The 20,357-nt window shown below is 65.3% G+C and carries 17 protein-coding genes and 3 pseudogenes; 11 read left to right on the forward strand and 9 right to left on the reverse strand.

The window, feature by feature from the left end; genetic code table 11:
* From ABZT47_RS39625 to ABZT47_RS39640, 4 genes are all read left to right on the forward strand, one after another.
* Nucleotides 1-132: SDR family oxidoreductase (locus tag ABZT47_RS39625; RefSeq protein WP_354853797.1), on the forward strand; the 132-nt coding region annotated here is incomplete at its 5' end.
* Entirely contained in the window at nucleotides 129-647 is a 519-nt protein-coding gene (locus ABZT47_RS39630; protein ID WP_354853757.1) for a hypothetical protein, read from the forward strand. The genes ABZT47_RS39625 and ABZT47_RS39630, both read left to right, overlap by 4 nt.
* The gene (locus tag ABZT47_RS39635) at nucleotides 622-1,590 is read left to right on the forward strand and encodes a tetratricopeptide repeat protein (protein WP_354853760.1); all 969 of its coding nucleotides are present in this window, start codon (nucleotides 622-624) and stop codon (nucleotides 1,588-1,590) included. Before ABZT47_RS39630 ends, ABZT47_RS39635 begins: the two co-directional genes overlap by 26 nt.
* A 131-nt stretch (nucleotides 1,591-1,721) precedes the next feature.
* Entirely contained in the window at nucleotides 1,722-2,117 is a 396-nt protein-coding gene (locus tag ABZT47_RS39640) for a Tn3 family transposase (RefSeq protein ID WP_354853763.1), read from the forward strand.
* Here ABZT47_RS39640 and ABZT47_RS39645 read toward each other — a convergent pair.
* Together ABZT47_RS39645 and ABZT47_RS39650 are read right to left on the reverse strand one after the other, a co-directional pair.
* Nucleotides 2,114-2,440, reverse strand: a complete 327-nt coding sequence (locus ABZT47_RS39645) for a phosphotransferase (RefSeq protein ID WP_354853766.1) — start codon at nucleotides 2,438-2,440, stop codon at nucleotides 2,114-2,116. The two genes, ABZT47_RS39640 and ABZT47_RS39645, sit on opposite strands and share 4 nt — an antisense overlap.
* Nucleotides 2,400-8,633, reverse strand: a complete 6,234-nt coding sequence (locus ABZT47_RS39650) for a DNRLRE domain-containing protein (protein WP_354853768.1) — start codon at nucleotides 8,631-8,633, stop codon at nucleotides 2,400-2,402. Before ABZT47_RS39650 ends, ABZT47_RS39645 begins: the two co-directional genes overlap by 41 nt.
* Before the next feature lie 322 nt (nucleotides 8,634-8,955).
* Here ABZT47_RS39650 and ABZT47_RS39655 point away from each other — a divergent pair.
* A pseudogene (locus ABZT47_RS39655) lies at nucleotides 8,956-10,258 on the forward strand (IS256 family transposase).
* 198 nt (nucleotides 10,259-10,456) lie between these two features.
* On the opposite strand, the gene istB reads toward ABZT47_RS39655, so the two are convergent.
* Nucleotides 10,457-11,221 carry an IS21-like element helper ATPase IstB gene (gene istB / locus ABZT47_RS39660; protein ID WP_354853771.1) on the reverse strand — a complete coding sequence of 255 codons (765 nt, stop codon included), beginning with the start codon at nucleotides 11,219-11,221 and terminating at the stop codon, nucleotides 10,457-10,459.
* Between the two features lie 20 nt (nucleotides 11,222-11,241).
* Nucleotides 11,242-12,864, reverse strand: coding sequence for an IS21 family transposase (istA, locus tag ABZT47_RS39665; protein WP_354853773.1), 1,623 nt, complete (start codon nucleotides 12,862-12,864; stop codon nucleotides 11,242-11,244).
* A 416-nt stretch (nucleotides 12,865-13,280) separates the two neighbouring features.
* Here istA and ABZT47_RS39670 point away from each other — a divergent pair.
* Nucleotides 13,281-13,439 (forward strand): annotated as a pseudogene (locus ABZT47_RS39670) (hypothetical protein); the annotation flags it as partial.
* A 106-nt stretch (nucleotides 13,440-13,545) separates the two neighbouring features.
* On the opposite strand, the gene ABZT47_RS39675 reads toward ABZT47_RS39670, so the two are convergent.
* Both ABZT47_RS39675 and ABZT47_RS39680 read right to left on the reverse strand, forming a co-directional pair.
* A complete protein-coding gene (locus tag ABZT47_RS39675; protein ID WP_354853775.1) occupies nucleotides 13,546-14,724 on the reverse strand; it encodes a GDSL-type esterase/lipase family protein in 1,179 nt (392 codons plus the stop codon).
* 36 nt (nucleotides 14,725-14,760) lie between these two features.
* Nucleotides 14,761-15,330: a WHG domain-containing protein gene (locus ABZT47_RS39680; protein ID WP_354853800.1), complete on the reverse strand. Its 570-nt coding sequence runs from the start codon at nucleotides 15,328-15,330 to the stop codon at nucleotides 14,761-14,763.
* Nucleotides 15,331-15,884: 554 nt separating this feature from the next.
* Between ABZT47_RS39680 and ABZT47_RS39685 the strand changes: the two genes are divergently transcribed.
* Nucleotides 15,885-16,781: a recombinase family protein gene (locus ABZT47_RS39685; protein WP_354853779.1), complete on the forward strand. Its 897-nt coding sequence runs from the start codon at nucleotides 15,885-15,887 to the stop codon at nucleotides 16,779-16,781.
* A gap of 28 nt (nucleotides 16,782-16,809) precedes the next feature.
* Here the strand turns inward: ABZT47_RS39685 and ABZT47_RS39690 are convergent, their stop codons facing one another.
* Nucleotides 16,810-17,133 carry a hypothetical protein gene (locus ABZT47_RS39690; protein ID WP_354853782.1) on the reverse strand — a complete coding sequence of 108 codons (324 nt, stop codon included), beginning with the start codon at nucleotides 17,131-17,133 and terminating at the stop codon, nucleotides 16,810-16,812.
* Between the two features lie 224 nt (nucleotides 17,134-17,357).
* Nucleotides 17,358-17,606, reverse strand: a complete 249-nt coding sequence (locus ABZT47_RS39695) for a hypothetical protein (RefSeq protein WP_354853785.1) — start codon at nucleotides 17,604-17,606, stop codon at nucleotides 17,358-17,360.
* Nucleotides 17,607-17,786: 180 nt separating this feature from the next.
* On the opposite strand from ABZT47_RS39695, the pseudogene ABZT47_RS39700 reads away from it, so the two are divergent.
* From ABZT47_RS39700 to ABZT47_RS39710, 3 genes and pseudogenes are all read left to right on the forward strand, one after another.
* A pseudogene (locus ABZT47_RS39700) lies at nucleotides 17,787-18,159 on the forward strand (integrase core domain-containing protein); the annotation flags it as partial.
* A gap of 213 nt (nucleotides 18,160-18,372) precedes the next feature.
* Nucleotides 18,373-19,137: a DinB family protein gene (locus ABZT47_RS39705; protein ID WP_204059748.1), complete on the forward strand. Its 765-nt coding sequence runs from the start codon at nucleotides 18,373-18,375 to the stop codon at nucleotides 19,135-19,137.
* A gap of 56 nt (nucleotides 19,138-19,193) precedes the next feature.
* Nucleotides 19,194-19,442 (forward strand): hypothetical protein, encoded by a 249-nt coding sequence (locus ABZT47_RS39710; RefSeq protein WP_354853789.1) that lies wholly within the window; start codon nucleotides 19,194-19,196, stop codon nucleotides 19,440-19,442.
* A gap of 128 nt (nucleotides 19,443-19,570) precedes the next feature.
* On the opposite strand, the gene ABZT47_RS39715 is transcribed toward ABZT47_RS39710, so the two are convergent.
* Complete coding sequence (locus ABZT47_RS39715) at nucleotides 19,571-19,969, reverse strand: MmcQ/YjbR family DNA-binding protein (RefSeq protein ID WP_354853791.1); 399 nt, start codon at nucleotides 19,967-19,969, stop codon at nucleotides 19,571-19,573.
* 190 nt (nucleotides 19,970-20,159) lie between these two features.
* Here ABZT47_RS39715 and ABZT47_RS39720 point away from each other — a divergent pair.
* A partial coding sequence (locus ABZT47_RS39720) for a transposase (protein ID WP_354853794.1) occupies nucleotides 20,160-20,357 on the forward strand: 198 nt, incomplete at its 3' end.

Below are 20,357 nucleotides of genomic sequence, written 5' to 3' on the forward strand. Positions count from 1 at the left end.
GGAGAGCCGGCCGACGTCACCCGGCTTCTGCTGTTCCTCACGTCATCAGACGCGTCGTTCATCACGGGGTCGGAGTACGTCATCGACGGTGGACTGCTCCTCGGGCCCGCGCTTCAGGCCGAGGCCGCATGAGCAGTCCGGACACGACCGGATGGAACGACTCCGCACGGGATGCGTCTCTGTCACACCTGCCCGATCACATCCGGCGAGCCATCGAGATCACACCCGCCGCAGGCACCAGCGAACGGATCATCGACATCACGACGCTGGGGCGCCGCACCGGCCGACCATGCCGCATCGAGATCTTCTTCTACCGAGCCGCGGGCGCAACCTACCTGTGTCCGGGGCAGGCGGGGCCGCCTGCCCCGCCTGCTGCACGGAACCTCGCGCACCAGCGGCCCGCTGTTTCTGCCCATGCCGCCCCGCCGGCCCGCCGGCCCTCGATCGCTGTCATGTGCCCGCACACCGGCCGCGCCCGTCTGGGCTACGACCGCGCCTGGGTCCTGCTTGATCAGTACACAGGCCTCGATCTGCACCAGCTACGACACAGCGCCGCGACCGACCTGGGCGACGCCGAGGTACCGCGGCGGCTCATCATGGGAAAGACCCGCCACCGCAGCGATGCCGTACGTCAGACCCGGCGCTGAAGTCATCGCCGCGATCACCGGTCATCTCGCCCTACCGCGTCGTCGGCAACTGCCCGAGGCCGCGCTGCCGCACACCCAGCTCGTCCTGGCCGAACAACTCACCCGCCGGCACACCGGCGAGGTGCCGGCCGCCGCCCGCGCCCACACCCGGCTGGCCACCGCCTCCCACTGGCTCGGCCACGACCAGCACGCCGACATCGCCGCACAGGCCGCCGTCGCCCGCTGGCACGCCCTGGAGACGGCCCACCCCGGACGGCATCTCCTCAACCTGGCTACCAGCCTCGTCGAGCGCAGCGACATCAGCTGGTCCCTTGGCCGCTACGAGGCGGCTGTGCAGCTTGCCGGCGAGGCCCTGACCCTGCTGGACCAGCACTCGGTGCCTTCCCCGGCCCATCACACCGTCCGGGCCCGCGCCCATATCCGGCAAGGCATGGCCCGTCGCCAACTGGGTGCGCACAGCGAAGCCGCAACCGATCTCCGACAGGCCGTCACCCTAGGCGAACGGACGATGACCTTCACCCCGATCGCACGCCGCCATCTCGCCGACGCGCTGGCCGGGCTGGGGCGGGTGGAGCGGGAGCTGGGGCGTCTGCCCGAGGCCGACCGCAGCCATCAGCGGGCCATCGCGCTGTATGAGGCCGACATGGCCACCACCCCCGACCGGACACGCCTCTATCTCGCCAACACGCTGACCACGCTGGGCTGGGTGGAGCAGGAACTGGCGCGCCTGCCAGAAGCCGAACGCAGCCTGCGGCGGGCCGTCGCACTGTATGAGATCGACATGACCACCGTTCCCGACCGGATAGGCCCCTACCTCGCTGGCGCGCTGGCCGAGCTGGGCCGGGTGCGCTGGAACCAGGGACATCATGACGCGGCCCTGCGGTCACGCCGTCAGGCACTGTACTTGTTCGCCCACGCCGCAGAACTCAACCCAGGAAGATAGGGCGGAAGACACGCCGAACTGCTGGGGGAGCTGACCCGGCTGTAGAACCAGATCGGCCAACCGGCACAGGCCGTCCAGCTCACCCTCGAGCACCACTCCCACCGACCGTCCAGCTGATCGGTGACCGGGTGATGTCCAACGCCGGGGCCTCCCATCCGGCCTACCAGGCGATGCTGGAGATCGGCCGCGCCCAGCGCGCCGTGTTCGTCGCCCGCTACCTGCGTGACCGTGATCTGCAGCGGGAGATCGAGGAAGGGCTGAATGTGGTGGAGTCCTGGAACCGGGCCAATGGCGTGATCTGCTACGGCCGGGGCGGGGAGATTTCCACCAACCGGCGCGAGGAGGTGGAGATGACCGCGCTGTGTCTGTGTCTGCGGATCCTGCAGGCCGCGCTGGTGTACATCAACACGTTGATGATCCAGGACACCCTCGCTCTCCCCGAATGGCAGGAGGTGCTCACTGACGCCGACCAGCGCGGCCTCACCCCGGTCTTCCACACCAACATGACCCCCTACGGTGAGATCTAGCTCAATCTCGACAGGCGCCTGGCCTTGTCCGCCATCCCCCCTTCAGGCCCGCCTGCCCGGAGGTACTGAAAGGGCGGGACCCGAATCCGGTCCCAATCAAGCACCGCGACGACCTTGCCCCCCTGCCACATCACATTCAGATGCTGAAAGTCGCCGTGTGTCCAGCCGAACGGACCCAGCGGCACCTCGTCGGCCGACCGTAGGTCCGCGTACTTCTCGATGAGCAATTTGCGCTGCTCAAGCAGTTCCGTCACGCGCTGATCGAAGTCGTCCTGGTGCTTGTCAGGTGCTATTGTGCGACCACGCCTGGACCCAAATGCCACCCCAACCCGACATGTCGACAGTCATACCTCGGTAAGCCGTATACCCGAAACCCCAAGGCGACCCAACCGTGTATTTTTCGACGCGCCGCCGACGCCAATATTGATAATTACCACCGCCGTAATGACTGAAGCGGTAGCTGGTTCCGTAATAAGCCGATTCTCCCTCGACGAACCAGAACGCTGGCCCGCCATCGCCATCGAAAGAGCTACTCAAACGGGCCCTGATATAATTCCCAGTTCCACACCAGTGCGTCCTCATATGGAGGTCGAATGCCTGGATTCCCTTTACCGCGAATCTCCATCTAGCGGCCCCAATCCAGCACGAAGTAGCAGCACCGCTGATATCGTAACCATTAATGGGGTTTTGGCTGGCGTAGTCATAGGGATTTGCGGATCCGCCTTCGACGGGGTCGACCTGAAGGAATCGTCCAGTCTTGGGATTATACAAGCGGCGGCCCATCATAACGAATCCTGCCGGATTATCCGCCGCTCGTTTGAAGATGCCGAGCCATGCGTACTTGGTCGCTGGCACGCCCGGCGAGGAGTTACCGAACTCATCCTGTTCTGAATAGGAGATGACGCCGGTTGCCGCTGTGTCATTTGCTGCCGTTGCCACAACGTCGCCCCGCTGGTTGAAGATCTGGAGCTCGCTTACCCCGTTTGAATGTTCAGTCAGCACCAGCCCACCCAACGGACCCTCGATGTAGCGGCTCCATTGATTATTCGGTTCCGACACCCAGGCAGGGGAATCGGAGTCCGAATTCACATAGTGATTTGTGCTCACCTGTGATGTTCCACCGGTCGAGAGGGTCGCTGTCGTTACCCGTCCCAGCGGGTCGATGGTGTATGACTGGGTTTCTGTTCCGACGACAATCGCGGCCGGATTGTCATTTGCGTAGTAGTTGATCTGCACGGCAATTCCCCGCGGCACGTTTTCTGCGGGAACGGTGGTCGTGCGGCCGAACGAGTCATATACGTATCCCGGACTGGTGATCCGGTCGGCGGCGTCATATGTTCGGTTCTCGGTAGTGCTCGAGCTATCAGCGCTACAGGAGCCATCATCGGCTGCCGAGTACTCCGTACGGCCGAGGCGGTCGGTATTAGGGGTATAGGAGTAAATGCGTGTAAGGCAATTCCCCAATGCATTGTTCTGAGTCTTCATCAAGCGGCCGGTCGTGTCGTATTCGTAGTCGCGAGAACCTGCCGGAGAAGTTAGTTGAGTAGCGTTTCCAGCTGTGTTCCATTGGCTAGAATAGCTGAACCACCGCACCCCGTCTTTTTCATACGTGAGACCAATTGATTTACCACTGCTGTTGACAGCAACAGTGACCGTCAAGCTGTTAGGAAACCTCTGAGAAACCAACTTTCCTCGACCATCGTAGGAAACCGCCAAGCTGCTTGGCCCCGAGGCTAGGCCAGCGTCAACCGAGGTAGCCAGACCACGCCGTTCGATTTTGCCCAATGAGTCTGTGCCGTCATAGGTGTACGTTGTGACACCCTTACCATCATTAACGGTCTTGACATGACCGTCGATGTCATACGTCGTGACGCTTTGATTACCGGACGCATCTGTGTATCCAATGACACGGCCGAGCTGATCATACTGGTTGGACGTTTGAGCTGACCCAGCCGTGACAGTACTGATCTGACCCGTCATTTGATCATAAGCAGTTACCATCTGAGGTATGGCAACACCACCATCCGCAACAGGGGTCACTGCAACAGATGTACTCGAAGGTCGACCGGCAGCATCGTAAAGAAGAGTGGTGAGCCTTGTCGAGCTTCCAGAAACTTCCTTTTGCGTGGCTATCTGACCCCAGTAATCATAGGTGAAGGTCTTCACCGGCAGGGGAGTTCCAGGAGCTTGACTCTTTGGCGCCTTCTGGCAGAGCATTCCTGCCCACTCCGGCTTATTTCCACAAGCCGTAATGCTTGAATTTGCACCGCTTGTGTAATATATCACGATGCTTGTGCCGGCATCATTTCCATTGCTCGCCGGCATGCGACTCTCGACCGGGCGCCCCGTGGCGTCATAGCTGGATAGACTCGCGATGTCCGTATTCCCGGTTACGACTTTTGTCTCCATGGTGGGCGCATGCAGGGTCCAACCGGACTCGTCGCCGCTATGCACTGGGTCGTATCCGTTCTTGGTTACCTGCGTATCGAGGTCCGACTGCTGAGACTGCCCATCGAGACGAATTGGCTTAGATTTGTCCGATGTGATCAGGTGGTAGTCGACATTCGAATCAGGGCGCCCCTCGTTATAAGTATGAGTGCTATATCTGCGAGCGGAAATGACGACTCCGCTTTGGAGCATCACCAGTTGAGTTGGACTGGTTTCACTCAGCGGATCACCCTGAGCATTGTAAGTGGTTATCGTCGCCAGGAGATCTGCTCTCACCGTGCTATTGGTCTGGCTCGCAACATACGGATCCGTGACGCCAGTAGGCGCGAGAGCTTGGTTTCGGTTTTCAGGGTCAAGTACCCAGGTGGTGTGACCCTTGTCGTCATACCTTTGACTCGAGATTTGCCAAGCACCCGCGCCAAAGCCTGCGCTGTTGACCGGCCGACCGTTGACGTCCATATAGGTCAAGGAGCCGTATTGGAAGTCGGAGGAGGTCGGCTGATAGGAGCCGTTTCCTGATCGGGTTGGAACGTGAGATGCAGGGAAGACCGCAGCTCCCAAGCGCGGGAGATCTACCGACTGACCCCAATTCGCAGTTGCCGTGCTGGTCAGATCGACGGGTGCGCCGGTTCCGCCGATCGGGACGTTGTAGACCACCGCCTGGGTTGCTTCGCCCTGCGGGGTGTTGCGGCTCACATGTGCGAGGCGGCCGGAGTCATCATACTCAATGGTCCAAGGCGAAAGTCCTGACGGAGTGACTTGTGAGATGCGACCTTCACTGTTGTAGTAGTAGGTCGTCTTCAGCGCGGAATTGATCCGGGGATCCCACTCCTGGCGCAGGTGTCCAGTGGAGTCATAGGTGTATGCGGCGACCTGAGTGGTCTTCATCGTTTGAAGGGCTGGATCGTATGCGATGTAGTCGATTTTAGTGACGTTGCCCGCGTAGTCGCCCCAGCCGGAGGCTACGCCGGTCGCTGTAGTGCTAGCGGCATAGGTGATATTAAGAGCCTTGCATCCCGCGGCGAGAGTGGTCGTGCACGTGACACCTGTAGGGACGTCTGCCAGGATCCGCGTGGGACGGCCCTGGGCGTCGCGGACATAGTTGGTCGTATTGCCGACACCTGGGGCATCGGCGCTGTCCGTGCCCCAATGCCCGTTCACCGAGGTATAGACGGTTTTTGCTCCGTCGGGTTCAGTCAGGGTGAACTGGGTGGCGGAGTCCTTGACTATGAGAGAACCGTTGTCAGCCTCGGCGACTCCGCGGAACGTGCCGTCTGCCGCCTGGGAGTAGGAGACGGTCTCGCCGTCCGGGCCTGTGAGCAGGACGAATCCATTGACGGAGTGGTCTTCGAACTGGTAGCCGGCTGCGGACGCAGATCCGTCGCCGCCTCCGCTCCCCGGGAACGAGGCAGTCCAACCCGGGCCGAATACACCTGCAGCTCCCTGCTCGGCGGGAGGCGCAAGCGTAGTGTGGTCGTGGCCGATAGACAGGCCGCCGACGTTGACGTCACCCCCGCCGATGGAGAAGTCTCCCGTCTGCAAGGCCACCTCGCCTGGACCAATCCCTTTCGTCGCATACGAAGCCCCGAATGCGGTGCGCTCGAGGGTCATGGTCGCGAGGGGCGAGCATTCTTCGTTGATAGCACCGGGTTCGGTGAAGCAGGCGACCAGTTGAATGGGGCCATCGCCGTAGCCAGCGTCGTGGATGGTCTTGTTGACGTTCCAGTCGAGTGGGGGCCAGGCCGCGGAGGTGTTGGTGCGTTTCAGGGGCCAGCTTGCCACCGTGGTAGTGGTGCCAGGGTAGGTGACGTCTCCGGCTGGGATCTTGGTCCAAGGGAAGATCGATGATGTGCCAGCCCGGTATCGGTAGGTGACGCCGTTCTTGATGGAGGGTGCGTTGCTGTTGAGCGCGACCGCTTCCTGGGTGCGGTCACCGTCGACGGGGGTGGCCAGCGAGCCCAGGCCCGCTCCAAAGCTATAGGTGGTGGTGGCGGATCGGTTGCCCAGCCCATCGAACGCCTGCGCATAGAGGGTATGCCAGGCATATTCAGGGGCTATGGCGATGGTCTTCGCGGCGCCGGTGTGTGTGGTGTCGTTGACGACCTTGGTGGGGTTGGGATTGTCCAGGGACCAGTAGTAACCGTTGCCATCGGCCGCGGTGGTGTCCAGGGTGCAGGTGTCCCCGCCGGCCACCCGCGGAGTCCATGCGTTGGCCGGGTAGTTCGGGCAACTGATGGTCGGGGCGGCAGGCGGGTCGACATCCGCCGTGTAGGTCGAATATGCAGACCAGGCTCCATAGTCGGTGCCGTCGTATCCCCGTGTACGCCACCGGTAGGGTCGGCCCTGGGTCAGGATCCCGGCGGGCACGCTGATCTGGCCGGTCTGTCCGGCGGTGACGTTGGGGGTGTTGCCGGTCCACAGCACCGCGCCGCCGTTGGCGGTTGTTTCGGAGACCTCGAAGTCGAGACGGACCTGCCCCCCGTCGGGGTCCGGCACGGAGGCGATCAGCGCCGGGGTCTTGGTGGAGTACCAGATCCCGCCGGACTGATGCGCGCCACCGGTGGTGATCTGTGCCGGAGCGCCGGGGTAGGAGTTGTAGGTCACCGCAAGGCGAGGCTTGTAAGCGGAGTCGCTGTAGTTGGAGGAGTAGAAGCGCCGCCAAGTGTTGGAGTCGGTCTCCGAAGCCCCCCGGACCTGAACCCCGTTGTTGGCCGCCCCGTCAGCCCAGGCCTGCACCATGGACGTGTTGATCCAGTGCATGAAGTTCGCCGGGCAGGAGGCCGAGTTACCGTAGGCGGTCTGGGTGGTGACCGCTCCGGTGGTCGTGGTGGCGGGTTCGGTGCCGAAGGCGATGGTGTCGGGGGCCCAGGTGCCGGTGATCCGGCTGACCTTGACACCCGCACCCGCGCTGCAGGTGGAGGAATAGTACGACCACAGACGCATGTCAGCGCTGATGATGTGCTTGCCGGCAAGGCCATCGATGCCGTTGAACTTGATGTAGGAGCGGGCGACCTCGCCACCGGCGTTGTAGGTGCCGGCCTTCAGCTCCGTCGACCCGCGCTGTGAGGCAGGGAAACTGGTGGCCACCCAGGTGTCCGTAGTCACCGTAAGTGTCGTGGTGGGGTCGATTGTAACCGGGAACCGCAAGGCGGGGTCGTTGAGGAACGCGGCATCCGGTTTGAGGACCAGCACCGTCCCGCCGGAGCTTTGCTCGATGGAGGTGGTCACCTCTGCCTGGTGCGTGGACTCGCCAGACGCAAGGTCGGTGGAGGAATCCCACATGCGCGGGGCGGGGGCGGTGGCGACCCGTTTGCCGCTGCTGTCCTTCAGGTTGAGGCTATGGCCGCTGCCCTTGGACAGGGTCAGGCCCTTGGTCGCGATCGGAAGCTTGATCTCCAGAGGCCCCGATGGGCGGCTGCGCAGCACGACCGAGTGGCTGAAACCTTGCGGCAGCGCCTTGACCACCAGATCACCGTTCGGCACAACGTCTGCGTAGGTCGCGGTATCGCCCTTCACCGCCGGCTTCGGCAAAGCCTTGCCCCAGCCCACACCGACCGAATGCTTGCCGCGCCCGACGGACGCGAAGGGCTCCTGCCCGCCGTCAGATACCACGACGTCCGCCTGTACCGCCTTGGGCCGCAGCCCGGTCCCGTCCGCGACAAGGGCGGTATCGATCGGGACGAGGGTGCCGTTCTTCTTGACCCGGATCGCACCGGCAACAGCTTCAGTGGTGAACGTAGAGTCCGGGTTGGCCCAGGTCGTCAACGACTCGGTGCGCTCACCACTGATCTCCACCCGGCTGTTCTGCAAACGCGCCGCCAGCTGCGCCGACACCCGATCCGGACGCTCACTCACATGCGCCCGAGGCTTGGCGGGCGACGGCTTCTGCTGAGCAACGACCGCGACAGGCAACCCCACCCCATCAACCAGCAACAGCCCGATGGACAGTGCGACCGCCACGGCCAGCACACCGACCAGCCGAGAGTGGGCAAACCTCATCAGAACAGACCGCGGACGAGAAGGCATCAACATCCCAAACACTAAAAAGCGCAATGATGTATACGTCACACGACGTAAGCAACCGGAACCAAGGGATCACCACGACCGCTCAGCCCGCATCACCGCAAGACCCTACGAGGGTCACGAAACCCAGTCATCCCCTCTCCGATTGAGATTTCGGGTAAACCCTGGCAGTAGGCACCAAGGCGAAAGCAAACCTACGGTTGACGACACCGCATGAAACGGGAGCGTGTTCGCCTCTCACCAAGTCCGACCGGTTCACCGCAACATGGCCGCCTGAATGGTCGAAACAATCTGCGCGGATGTGGTAGCGCTCGGTGAGGGTCTGTACGGTCACTGGTGTATATCCTGATCATGGAGAACGCACCTGATGAGTACTGTGATCCAGGCATCGGCGGAGATCGACCTGGAGGACACCGCGGTGGCGCGCAAGAAGCCCGAGAACTCGACGGATCGGGAACTGGTGGCCAAGCTGGTCGACCAGGCCCGCGCCGAAGGGGTGGAACTGGTCGGCGAGAACGGACTGTTGGGCCGGCTGACCAAGCTGGTGCTGGAGTCCGCCCTGGAAGGTGAGATCACCGATCATCTCGGCTACGACAAGCACCAGCGCTCCGGCGGCGAGACGACCAACAGCCGTAACGGTGCCCGCTCCAAGACCGTCATCACCGATGTCGGGCCGGTGGAGATCACCGTGCCGCGCGATCGGGACGGCAGTTTCGAACCGAAGATCGTGCGCAAGCGGCAACGCCGCCTGTCCGGTGTCGATGAGATGGTCATCTCGCTGGCGGCCAAGGGACTGACCACTGGCGAGATCTCCGCTCACCTGGCCGAGGTGTACGGCGCTGAGGTGTCCAGGCAAACCATCTCGACCATCACCGACAAGGTGCTGGAGGGCATGGCCGAGTGGCAGAACCGGCCGCTCGACCCCGTCTACCCGGTGATCTTCATCGATGCCATCCACGTCAAGCTGCGCGACTCAGGTCGCCAACCGGCCGATCTACGTTGCGTTGGCCGTCACCGTGGACGGCGAGCGGGACATCCTCGGCCTGTGGGCCGGCGACGGCGGCGAGGGCGCCAAGTTCTGGCTGCACGTGCTGACCGAGATCAAGAACCGCGGCGTGGGTGATGCGCTGATGGTGGTCTGCGACGGGCTGAAGGGGCTGCCGCAGGCCATCGAGACCGTCTGGCCCCAGGCGGTCGTGCAAACGTGCGTGGTCCACTTGCTGCGCGCCTCGTTCCGGTACGCCGCCCGCCAGCACTGGGACGCCATCGCCAAGGCGCTCAAGCCCGTCTACACCGCCCCCACCGAAGCGGCCGCGCTCGAGCGCTTCTACGAGTTCGCCGAACTCTGGGGCGGTAGGTATCCAGCGATCGTGAAGCTGTGGGAGGACGCCTGGGCCGAGTTCGTGCCCTTCCTCAACTTCGACACCGAGATCCGCCGGGTGATCTGTTCGACCAACGCCATCGAGTCGGTCAACGCCCGGATCCGCCGGGCGGTCAAGGCCCGCGGCCACTTCCCCAACGAGCAGGCCGCGCTCAAGTGCGTCTACATGGCGATCATGAGCCTGGACCCGACAGGCAAGGGCCGCAAACGCTGGATCACCCGCTGGAAAGCCGCCCTGAACGCCTTCGCCATCACCTTCGAAGGCCGCCTGACCCCGACCACCCGTTAATCAAACAAATCGAGATACACCACTGACTGGACACACCCGACCCAGGCCCGACAAGTGGCTATGTAGGTGGATCCGAGAGCCAGATGCCAGCCAGATTGGGAGCCACTTCGTGATCAACTGGATCCGGAGTGTTGGTGAAGACCAGAGCCATGCTCCGCCGGGCGGGGCATGGCTCTGGTGACGCTGAGTGAGCTGAGGTCAGCCAGCTTGTGCGGCTCTGGCCCGGGTTTGGGCGAGACGGTAGGAGTCGATGCCGGTCTCGATGATGTTGCCGCCGAAGGTGAGCCGGTCGACGATGGCGGCGCATAGGCGGGGGTCGGTGAAGGTCTTGGTCCAGCCGCTGAAGGACTCGTTAGAGGCGATCGCGACGCTGGCCTTTTCCTCCCTTTCGGTGAGGACCTGGAACAGGAGTTCGGCGCCGCGACGGTCGAGTTCCATGTAGCCGAGTTCGTCGACGCAGAGCAGGTCGACGCGGCCGTAGCGGGCGATGGTCTTGGTCAGCTGCTTGTCGTCGGCGGCCTCGACGAGTTCATTGACGAGTTTGGTCGCCAGGGTGTAGCGGACGCGGTAGCCGGCCATCGCGGCCTCGGTGCCCAGAGCGATGAGCAGGTGGGACTTGCCGGTTCCCGAGTCGCCGATCAGGCATAGCGGAAGCCCTTTCTTCACCCAGTCGCAGGTGGCGAGGGTGTTGATGACGGCGGGATCGACGCTGGGGTTGGCGTCGAAGTCGAAGGAGCGCAGCGATTTGTCCCGGGGGAACCCGGCGGCTTTGATACGCCGCTCGGAGCGTCGGCGGGCGCGGTCGTCGCACTCGGCCATGAGCAGTTCGGCGAGGAAGCCGCGGTAGGACATCTGCTCACGGGCGGCGGCATCGGCCAGTTCGGGGAACTGGGTGCGGATGGTGGGCAGGCGCAGCATCCGGCAGGCCTGGTCGACGGCGGCGTCGGCGGCTTGCTCAGTCATTGCGCGGCGGGGCTTGGGGGTCATGGCCTGGCATTTCCTTCCTGCGCGGTTCGGGTTTGGCGCAGCAGCTCGTCATAGGCGGCGACCGATGGCAGCGGCCGGGTGTCGGGCGGTAGCTTTTCCAGGCGGCGGGCGGTCAAGGACGCGACGGCCGACCCAACGGACGGTGTGCCTGCTGCCGGCTGGTCGCCGGCCTCGTCGGCCGCTTTACGGGCCTCCAGCGCGACGGCGTCGGCGGTCAGTGCCCCGGCTCGCAGTGCGGCGGCCAGGCCGGCGACAACATGCTCGCCATCCATGTGACGGTGCAAAAGCAGGACCTCGACCAGTGCCCGGGTGCCGACGTCGTCGCTGTGGGCCTTGCGGGCGGCGGCCCACCAGGCGTCATGGACGGGCGTGAACTTCCCAGCCGCGCGAGCCTGCTCCAGCGCGGTCGATCCGGGCAGTGCGCCCGGCTTGCGGACCAGCACCTCCAGGTAGTGGTCCAGGTCCAGGCGGGCATCAGACCTGCCCGGTAGCCGCTCATGGCGCGCGACCTCGGCGTGGCCGTCGTAGATGACCAGGTCCGATGCATGCAACAGCACCCGGACCTGGCGTCCGATCAGCCGAGCTGGAACCGAGTACTTGTTGGTCCGGACCGTGACCTGGGCGAACCGGTCAACCCGGGGCGTGAACCAGCGGCCGGTCTCGAACGGCTCATCCGGCAGCGGCCGCAACAGCGGCCGTTCGATGGCCAGGAATTCCCCGACGGTTCGCGCCCGGCTGCCGATCCGGCGGGTCTCGTCTGCGGCGTCCCATTCCTCGATCATCGCGTTGAGCGCCTGGATGGACGGCACATCCGGAACGGGGACAAGATGGTTGCGGCGAAACCAGCCGATCTGCCCCTCCACCCCGCCCTTCTCGTGAGCACCCTGAATACCTGGCCGGCAGTAGAAGGCGTCCAAACCCCAGTGTGAGCGGAACGCGGTCCACCGGTCGGTCTCCACCCGGGCACGGCTGAACCCGATCACCTGCGCGACCGCGGACTTGAGGTTGTCATAGCGGATCTTCCCGGCCGGCACCCCGCCCAGGACGCGGAACGCGTGCTCGTGGCCCTCAAAGAACGCCTCCTGCCCCCCTGACAGGGAAACCCGGTGGACCGCCTTGCCGGAGAATGACACCCGCAGGCAGAACAGGTAGCACTTGACGTCCTGTCCGGCCAGCCGGACCACAACCTCGCCGAAATCGACCTCCGCCTCATCACCGGGGCGGTGCGATTGCCGCACGAACACCTCGGCTGGGCCGCGGCCGGCCTCCGCCCTGACCTGCGGCTTGCGCAAGGCGACGTAGGCCCGGACCACGGGATAGGACACATTGGTCATTTCATGCTCGTCGATCAGCCGGTGCCAGATCCGCGTGACGGTATGCCGCTGCTTGCGCGGCGCATCCAGGTCCGCTTTCAGGATTTCATCGATCGCCGGCTTGAACGGGTCAAGCTTCGACGCACGGGGCGGCAGCTGCTTGCGCGGCTCAGGCCACGCCGATACCAGCGCCTTGACGATCGTCCGCCGACCAATTCGGTACTTCTTCTCGATCGCACGGCCTGACATCCCGGCCCGGGCATCCCGGCGGATCGCGGCGTAGAGCTCGACCTTCGACGGGGGCATGGAAGCGCTCCTTCGTCACGAAGCGCACCCATCGTCTCACCATGAGCAACATCATGCGGTCAGAACTCGTGAACAACGACTCCGCCGGAACACGACCGCGGTCGCAACCGACGAACATGTGCGGTCAACTCTCACGAACGAAACCAGTTTCCTCGGTGAGGCAGTTGACCTGCATCACGCACTCCCGACGCTTCTGGGCCAAACCGGGGTCACCGTCATCAGGCCCAGCCGTCACGCCTCTTTCAAGGACGCGGCGCAACGCCACCAGGTGCTTTGAAGTACGCCGCGCCACGCGGTCGCAGCGAACGCCGCCGGCTCGATATCGCCCAGGATTCGGCGAACTCTTGCGCGTACTCGGGTGTGAGTAGTTGCGGTACAGAAAGTGCCGCTGAGATTGATCATGGCTCCGCGCCGAGGGGCACGACATCAAGGACGAGGACGTCGCCCGGCTCTCCCCGCTCAAGGGCCGGCACATCAACTTCCTGGGCCGGTACCTCTTCAACATCACCGCCAGCGGCCCAGGCCAGGGACTGCGCCCCTTCCGCGATCCGGACGCGCCCGAGGACGGTGACTAGGAGGCATAGCCCCGGAATGTGTGGCCGAGTCCTGTTCGCCTACGGGGTGGTGCGGTACGGGGGAGCCAGCCATCACGCTCTCCACGCCGGGCACGGGTTATCCGGGTCAGCCGGTCGTGATGGCGAAGGGCCCGTTGTTTGCGAAGACGAGCTTGGCGAAGTTCTCGCCGATGCGGCGGTGTCCTTCGGGGCTGGGGTGGATCGCGTCCGGCAGGGGGAACTCCTCGTGGTCGCTCTCGCCGTAAAGGTCGAGTCCGTCGAGGTAGTGGAGGTTGGGGTCTTCGGCGGACCGCTGTTTGACGGTGTCGGCCAGGACCTCGCGGACGATCGTGAGCGTCAGCCGTCCGGCGGCGGTCTCGGCCGGATCACCGGTGGCCTTGAACTTCAGGGTTCCACTGGAGAGGTCCGGCATCAGAGGTCCGGGGGTGTCCTCGTGGGTCGGACACAGGATGGGGGAGACCAGGAGCAAGGGGGTTGTGGGGTGGCCCTCGCGGATGGTGTCGAGGAAGCCGTGGATGGCGGGGGTGAAGGCGCGCAGGCGCATGGCGTCGCTGTTGACGACGTTGATGCCGAGCTTGAGGCTGATCAGGTCTGCGGGGGTGTCGCGCATCGCGCGGGCGGTGAACGGGTCGACCAGTGCGCTGCCGCCGAAGCCGAGGTTGATCAGCTCCACATCGCCTGCGGAGGCGGCCAGGGCGGGCCAGATGGTGCTGGGGAAGACGGCGTTGGATCCGTGGCTGATGGAACTGCCGTGGTGCAGCCACACCCGGTGCCCCTTGTCCGAGGCGGGCTCGACGGGGGCGTCGGTGCGCAGGGCGATGACCTCGGTGATCTCCGCGTGCGGGAGCCAGATCTCGATGTCTTTCTCGCCGGTGAGGAGGTCGGTGAAGTGGGCGGTGCCGGCGGGCCCCGGGGTGAATTCCGCAGTCTGGGTCTGCATGTCAGTGATGGTGTGCAGGTTCCCGCCGTCCACGGTGGCCTGGGCGGTGAGGCGGCCGTCGACCAGGAGGTCGTAGATGCCGTCCGGCGGGGGCGGGAAGCCCCGGTAGACGCGTTTGGTGGGCAGGGTCTCCAGGCGGATGGTGGTGGCGCTGGTAAGGAAGGCCAGCCGGACACCGGAGGGCTGGGCCTCGGCCACGGCCAGCAGGTCGTCGGGGATCTGGCGGCGCGCCCAGGCAGGCAGCCGGTGCGGCAGCAGGCCGTGGGCAGTTTCTTCCACGTCGAGGTGCCCGCGCAGGAAGTCGGCGGTGATGGGGGTGGTGATCAGGTTCTGTTCGGTGCTCATTGCCTCATACTTTTGGTTCTGGGGTGGGGCGGCCGGTCAGGGGGTGGACCGGCTCCGCAATGCGGTGTCGAGGCAGTCCAGGGTCCAGGCCCAGGACTGCTGAGCGGCGACGTCCGTGTGGTCGAAAGCGCCGGCCGCCTCCAGGGAGGCATAGCCGTAGAAGACGCTGCCCAGCATGCGGACCGCGTGCGTCTGGTCCGGCTCAGCCATGTCGTAGCCGCGCAGGATCGCCCGTGTCATCTGTGCATGCCGGACGCCGGCGCTGGCCGCGGCAGTCCGCGGGTCGAGCCGGTACCGCGCTGCTTCGTACCGGCCGGGGTGCGCCCGGGCGTAGTCCCGGTAGGCGTTCGCGAAGGCTGTCAGGGCGTCCTTGCCCGCGCGCCCGGCCACGGCGTCGGCGACCCGGTCGGCGAGTTCCTCCAGTGCGAACAGCGCGATCCGGGTCTTGAGCTCGTGGGAGTTCTTCACATGCGCGTACAGGCTCGCCGGCTTCACGTCGAAACGCCGGGCGAGCGCGGACAGGGTCACCTGGTCGAAACCGGCCTCATCGGCGAGTTCCGCACCAGCGAGCGTCAGCCGCTCCGGGCTCAGTCCTGCCCGAACCACAACCATCACCTACTCTCAGTATGACTATGTCCAGTATGCATCTACCTACAACCTATAGGCAAACGCTGTACTCATTAAGGTTTGGCGACTCTACGAAGGGGCGAGCGAGACGGCAGGTCTGCGAAGCCGCACGGGCACCCCCGCCTTGATTCGCACAAACGGCCTTTGCCCGAGCAAGATCAAACGTGACGGCCCGGCGACCGCGAAGCGCCGTTCCGGTTCGCAGAACTCGTTCTCACTCACAGACGGGTTCGGGGCCCTTCTGAGAATGGTTTGTGACGGCATCCGGGGCATGACGGCCCCTCAAGAAGCCTCCCTGAGCGACGCGGACGACGTCGAGCGCCACCCCTGCCCACGCTGCCGGGCCGGACCTGGCTCGCCGTGCCGCTCGCGCTCCGGCGCGGTCGCCGGCACCTACCACACCGGCCGCTTCACCAAGGTGCCCCGGCTCGCCAAGCTCCTGCGCGTACCCACCCCTGCCGACCGCGGGCCCGGCCAGCCGTGGCGCCCCTGCACCCCGGTCCCGCTCGCCCTCGCGCCGGACACTCGACAAGGTGTTCTCCGAGAAGATCAGCACCCGCGTCCGGGTACGGCCCCAGTTCGAGGCCGCGCTCGCGCTGGCCCGCCAGATCAAGGCCCACGCCCCGCACTGCCGGGTCACCTTCACCGTGTACGAGATGAAGCGCCTCGGCCGCGACGCCGCCGAACTCACCGCGCTCGCCGACCACCTCACCGCCCACGGCCTGGTCCTGGAGATGCTCGCCGGGCCCCTGACCGGGATGTACGACCCCAGCGGGCCGGGCCGACTGCTGTTCGCGTTCTTCGCGGCGATGGCGGAGACCGAGCGGGAGAGCATCCGGGAGTCGACCCTCGAAGGACTCGACGCGGCGGCCCGCAAGGGCAAGCACGGCGGCCGGCCGCCCGTCATCACCGACGACATGCTCCACACCGTGCTCCGTCGCCGCGCGAACGGCGAGTCCGTCGAGCAGATCCAGCCCGACCTGATCATCCCCACGGGCAAGCGCAAAGGTCAGGCTCCCAGCGTCGCGAGCATCTACCGCGCGCTCGCCGAGCACGAGAAGAGGGAGGCGTACCCCGAAGCCATCGCGGCGGCCCGCGCCGACTTCGCCGACCTCCAGGACGCCGACGACATCCCCACCGCCCCCGCCGAGTCCGCATCCGGCGGCCGGATGATCCGCTCACCCCGACGTCAGCCGGACCGTGATCAACCTCAGCGGCACTTTCGGTACCGCAACTACTCACACCCGGAGTACGTGCGGCAGGCCCGGCTCGAGGTCGGCGATCCCTCGTCGCGGTGGCTGAGCGGCCACGGCGGCGGGCCGCAAACAGGGCGGCCGGAGACAGTGCAGTGGCACAACAAAAGGCCAGGACCCAGCAAGCCGCCGGAACCCTGGCCTTCTACCGAGCAGCGATGGAGTTATCCATCGTGATGTACCTCACGCCCCCGGGGGCGGCGGTTCAGCAGTCGATGGTGACGGAGTAGATGTAGCTTCCGGTGTTCTCGTACTGCTGGCCGGGAGGCACGGAAAGGACGACCTTGCCGCTGCTGTTTCGCAGGTGAGCGGTTCCGTGCCCATAGTTCTTGACGCTGGCGACGCCCACCGGGAAGGACCAGTTACCACATGAGGTCGGTATGTACTCGATGCCGGTCCAGCTCGCCCCCTGCCAGTAGCACGAGTAGTTTTGCGGGCAGTAGCTGCTGGCGCTGGCCGGCGGCGCGACGGCCACGCCTAACCCGGCAAGAGCGATGGCGGATGCTACCGCCGCAAGCATCTTCCTCATCGAGATCTCCGTTTCGTCTTGGGCCACCTCGGGCGCATGACCCTCAGCATCGAGAGCATCGCCGGCACCCGGTCGGTGCCTCAACGGCGGCCACGGTCCTGGAGAGGATGACGCCCGCGGCTTGCCACGGGCTGGACACGAACGGATATCCCGCCACAACGCCCGCCTGGATCTGGCGGAGACCTCGGTCCCGCCCGCATGATCGGACGGGAACCTCGGGTGGGTCAGATCCGCCTGCCGAGCGCCAGCGGCTCCACCGGCTTCCCGAAAGCCGCCTGAACCACCTCCGTCATGACCTTCCGGTCGTCCTCCGGCGCGATGGCGACCAGATTCCCCGCCGCCGGGTCCACCCCCAGCGCCTCGGCGATCTTCTGGAAGGCGATCGGCTCCCGCAGCTGCGGAGCCCGTCCCGCCTCGCCCTCCGCCACCCGCGTCGCCATGTTCTTCCCGGCGAGCACCGCGCGCCGGTCCACCCCGAGCGGGGTTGCCAGGTCGTAGTCGCTCGTGACCGTGTGATGTGCGCGGCGAACCGTGAGGCCAGGGTCTCCGAGAGAACCGCGCCGTGCACGCCGGGTTGTGTCCGGCGATCGTATAGAACCCTCCGGCCGCGTCGACCACCTCGCCGCCGTTGGCCTTGATGATGATCTGGCGGCATCGACGCCCTGGAGATGGCGATTTGGAATCGCCGGCCGGCCCCAGGGGTGATCCATCACAGTGACCAGGGATCGCAATATACGTCGCTGTCGTTCAGTCAACGGTGCAGGTCAGCAGGTATCCGGACCTCGACCGGGACGGTCGCGGACTGCTTCGACAACGCGGTCACCGAGAGCTTCTTCGCGACTTTGGAGACCGAGTTGCTCGACCGGGCATCACTTCGCCACCCGCGCGCAGGCCAAGGCCGCCTGCATCGACTTCATCGAAGGGTTCTACAACCCCCGCCGCCGCCACTCGACCCTGGGCATGCTCAGCCCGGCCGAATACGAACGCCGATACGACGCCGAACAAGACCGCTACGCTGCCGCATAGCCGCAAACCCCGATCTGTCCACACAACCGGGGCAACTTCAGTCACCCGGCGATGTGCTCTGCTCGCCACGGGCCGCCGCGCCATCCGGTTGCACTCCGGGCGCTGCCCCAACCCAGTCGCTGGCGTCATCGGCTCCCCACCCGGACGCAACACGCAACCCTCACCTTGTGCCATTCACTGGCACGGGCGGGACGGATACGGGAAACTGTCCCAATGCCTGCTGAGTACACCCAAAGTGACCAGTTCCGTGGTGCCCGCATCCACCTGAGCGACCTCTCCGGCCTCGAGATTCGCGATTGCGACGTCACCGGCCTGAAGATCGTGGACTGCTATGGGGGCAACGTCTCCCTCGGTGGCGGCTTCGAGCGTGTCGTTGTCAACGACGTCGACGTGACCGCCTACGTCGAGGCCGAGCTCGACCGGCTGCATCCCAACCGGGTGCTGGCCCGTGAGGCCACGTCCGCCGCCGAATACCGGGCCGCTTGGGATGCCATCGAGAAGCAATGGGAGGAGACGCTCGACCGCGCCAGGCGCCTACCCGAGGCGAAGCTGCACGAGCAGGTCGACGGCGAGTGGTCGTTCGTCGAGACGCAGCGGCATCTGCTGATGGCCAGCGATGCCTGGATCGGCAACGCCGTACTCGAGGAGGACGCGCCGTACCACCCGTTGGGCCTTCCTAGCGGCGGGATGCCGGCCGAAGCATCGGCGAAGCTCGGGCTCACCCTCGATGCCACCCCGACGCTCGACGAGGTACTCGCGCCGCGGCTCGCCCGCATGGCCACAATGCGCCGGGTCGTCGACGAGCTCACCGAGGCCGAGCTCGACCGGGTATGTGGTCGCAAGCCGGCCGACCCCTACCCGGACAAGGAGTACGTCGTGCGCCGCTGCCTCACAGTGGTGTCCAAGGAAGAGGCCGAGCATCACCGGTATGCGGTCCGCGACCTCACCGTGCTCGAGGCCGGTGCCCGAACCGAGTGAAGGCGCGTCCCGGCAACGGACGGCGATCTCGCGATCCTGCGCTTGACCAGCCCATCTTGCTGTCGGAGCCCCTCATCGCACCCACACTGCCCAGCCAGGGCGCGGTGCCGACCGGCGAGGTAGTCACGACCGGCTACGGAAAGACCAGCAATGCGGGCTTCCCCAACGAACGACGCGAGGTCTTCCTCGATGTCACGCCGAGGTGGACCTGCGAAGGCATCCACCAGTTCGTGAAGCCGATCACGCCCGGAATGAACTGCACCCGCAAATCCGGCCAGACGGCCCGAGCATGCGGCACTGGGTGATGTCGTCATCGGAATCGACTCCTGAAATATCTCTGGCCAGTGCGGCAACCGACCTATCCCACCGTGAATAGGAATGTTTCTCAGCACCGAACCTGGATAAGCGGCAACGTGGGGAGGTAGCCGGCGGTTCATCCCCCTTCCTTCAGCCGGAACGCGAGGCGGCGGGGCGCCTGCACGCGATAGCTGTCCGTCACCAGCTCGGCAACCTCGACCCAGTCCGTCTCGTCGTCCAGCACCATTCCCATGACATTCACACCCCAGTCGGCCCGGAAGAACGGAGGGCCGGCATGCGCCAGCGCGGCCAACTCCCCGGGCGGCGCCCGGAAGGTCATCAGGATGGCCGGATCGTCCATATCGATGTACGCCGACCCCCTCACGTCGGTGGTGTAGACGTGCAGGAACGTCCGCCGGCGAATCCGCCACCGCAAGCCGATCCACGCCGGCTCCTCGTACGCCTCGGGCAGCTCCCCGCAGATCACCCGGAGCCGGCCCACAACGGCGGGTGGAACGTCCGCGATGTCACTCATCTATACCTCCGCGCCCATCCTGCCCGCCGGGTAGGACATCAGCACATCAGAGTCTCCGGGGTTGGCGGGGCCGCGCCGACGTCATAGGACTATCTGAACCGCGCCGGGTTTCGTGGAGTGGTTGGTGTTCCCCGGGTTCTGTGGAGGTAGATTGTTGGATTCTTGTGCCACTCGTTGAGAGGAGAGTGGCATGGGACGGCGCGGCTATCCGGCGGAGTTCCGCCGCAAGGTACTGGACCTGATCGCGGCTGGACGTAAGGTCACCGACCTGGCCCGCGACCTGGACATCAGCGCTCAGACGATCTACACCTGGCGGCGGCAGGATCGCATTGACCGCGGCCTGGAGCCGGGGTTGACCAGCACGGAGAAAGTCGAGCTCGTCGTGGCC

Origin of the sequence: Sphaerisporangium sp. NPDC005289 (assembly GCF_040607455.1) — a bacterium.
In the GTDB taxonomy this organism is placed as follows: domain Bacteria; phylum Actinomycetota; class Actinomycetes; order Streptosporangiales; family Streptosporangiaceae; genus Sphaerisporangium; species Sphaerisporangium rhizosphaerae.

What these genes read in the sequence shown, in the direction of transcription:
- ABZT47_RS39630 (WP_354853757.1), top strand. Translation starts at nt 129, where the DNA reads ATGAGCAGTCCGGACACGACCGGATGGAACGACTCCGCACGGGATGCG.
- ABZT47_RS39705 (WP_204059748.1), top strand. Translation starts at nt 18,373, where the DNA reads ATGCCTGCTGAGTACACCCAAAGTGACCAGTTCCGTGGTGCCCGCATC.
- ABZT47_RS39675 (WP_354853775.1), bottom strand. Translation starts at nt 14,724, where the DNA reads ATGAGCACCGAACAGAACCTGATCACCACCCCCATCACCGCCGACTTC.
- ABZT47_RS39640 (WP_354853763.1), top strand. Translation starts at nt 1,722, where the DNA reads ATGTCCAACGCCGGGGCCTCCCATCCGGCCTACCAGGCGATGCTGGAG.
- ABZT47_RS39715 (WP_354853791.1), bottom strand. Translation starts at nt 19,969, where the DNA reads ATGAGTGACATCGCGGACGTTCCACCCGCCGTTGTGGGCCGGCTCCGG.
- ABZT47_RS39635 (WP_354853760.1), top strand. Translation starts at nt 622, where the DNA reads ATGCCGTACGTCAGACCCGGCGCTGAAGTCATCGCCGCGATCACCGGT.
- ABZT47_RS39690 (WP_354853782.1), bottom strand. Translation starts at nt 17,133, where the DNA reads ATGAGGAAGATGCTTGCGGCGGTAGCATCCGCCATCGCTCTTGCCGGG.
- istB (WP_354853771.1), bottom strand. Translation starts at nt 11,221, where the DNA reads ATGACTGAGCAAGCCGCCGACGCCGCCGTCGACCAGGCCTGCCGGATG.
- istA (WP_354853773.1), bottom strand. Translation starts at nt 12,864, where the DNA reads ATGCCCCCGTCGAAGGTCGAGCTCTACGCCGCGATCCGCCGGGATGCC.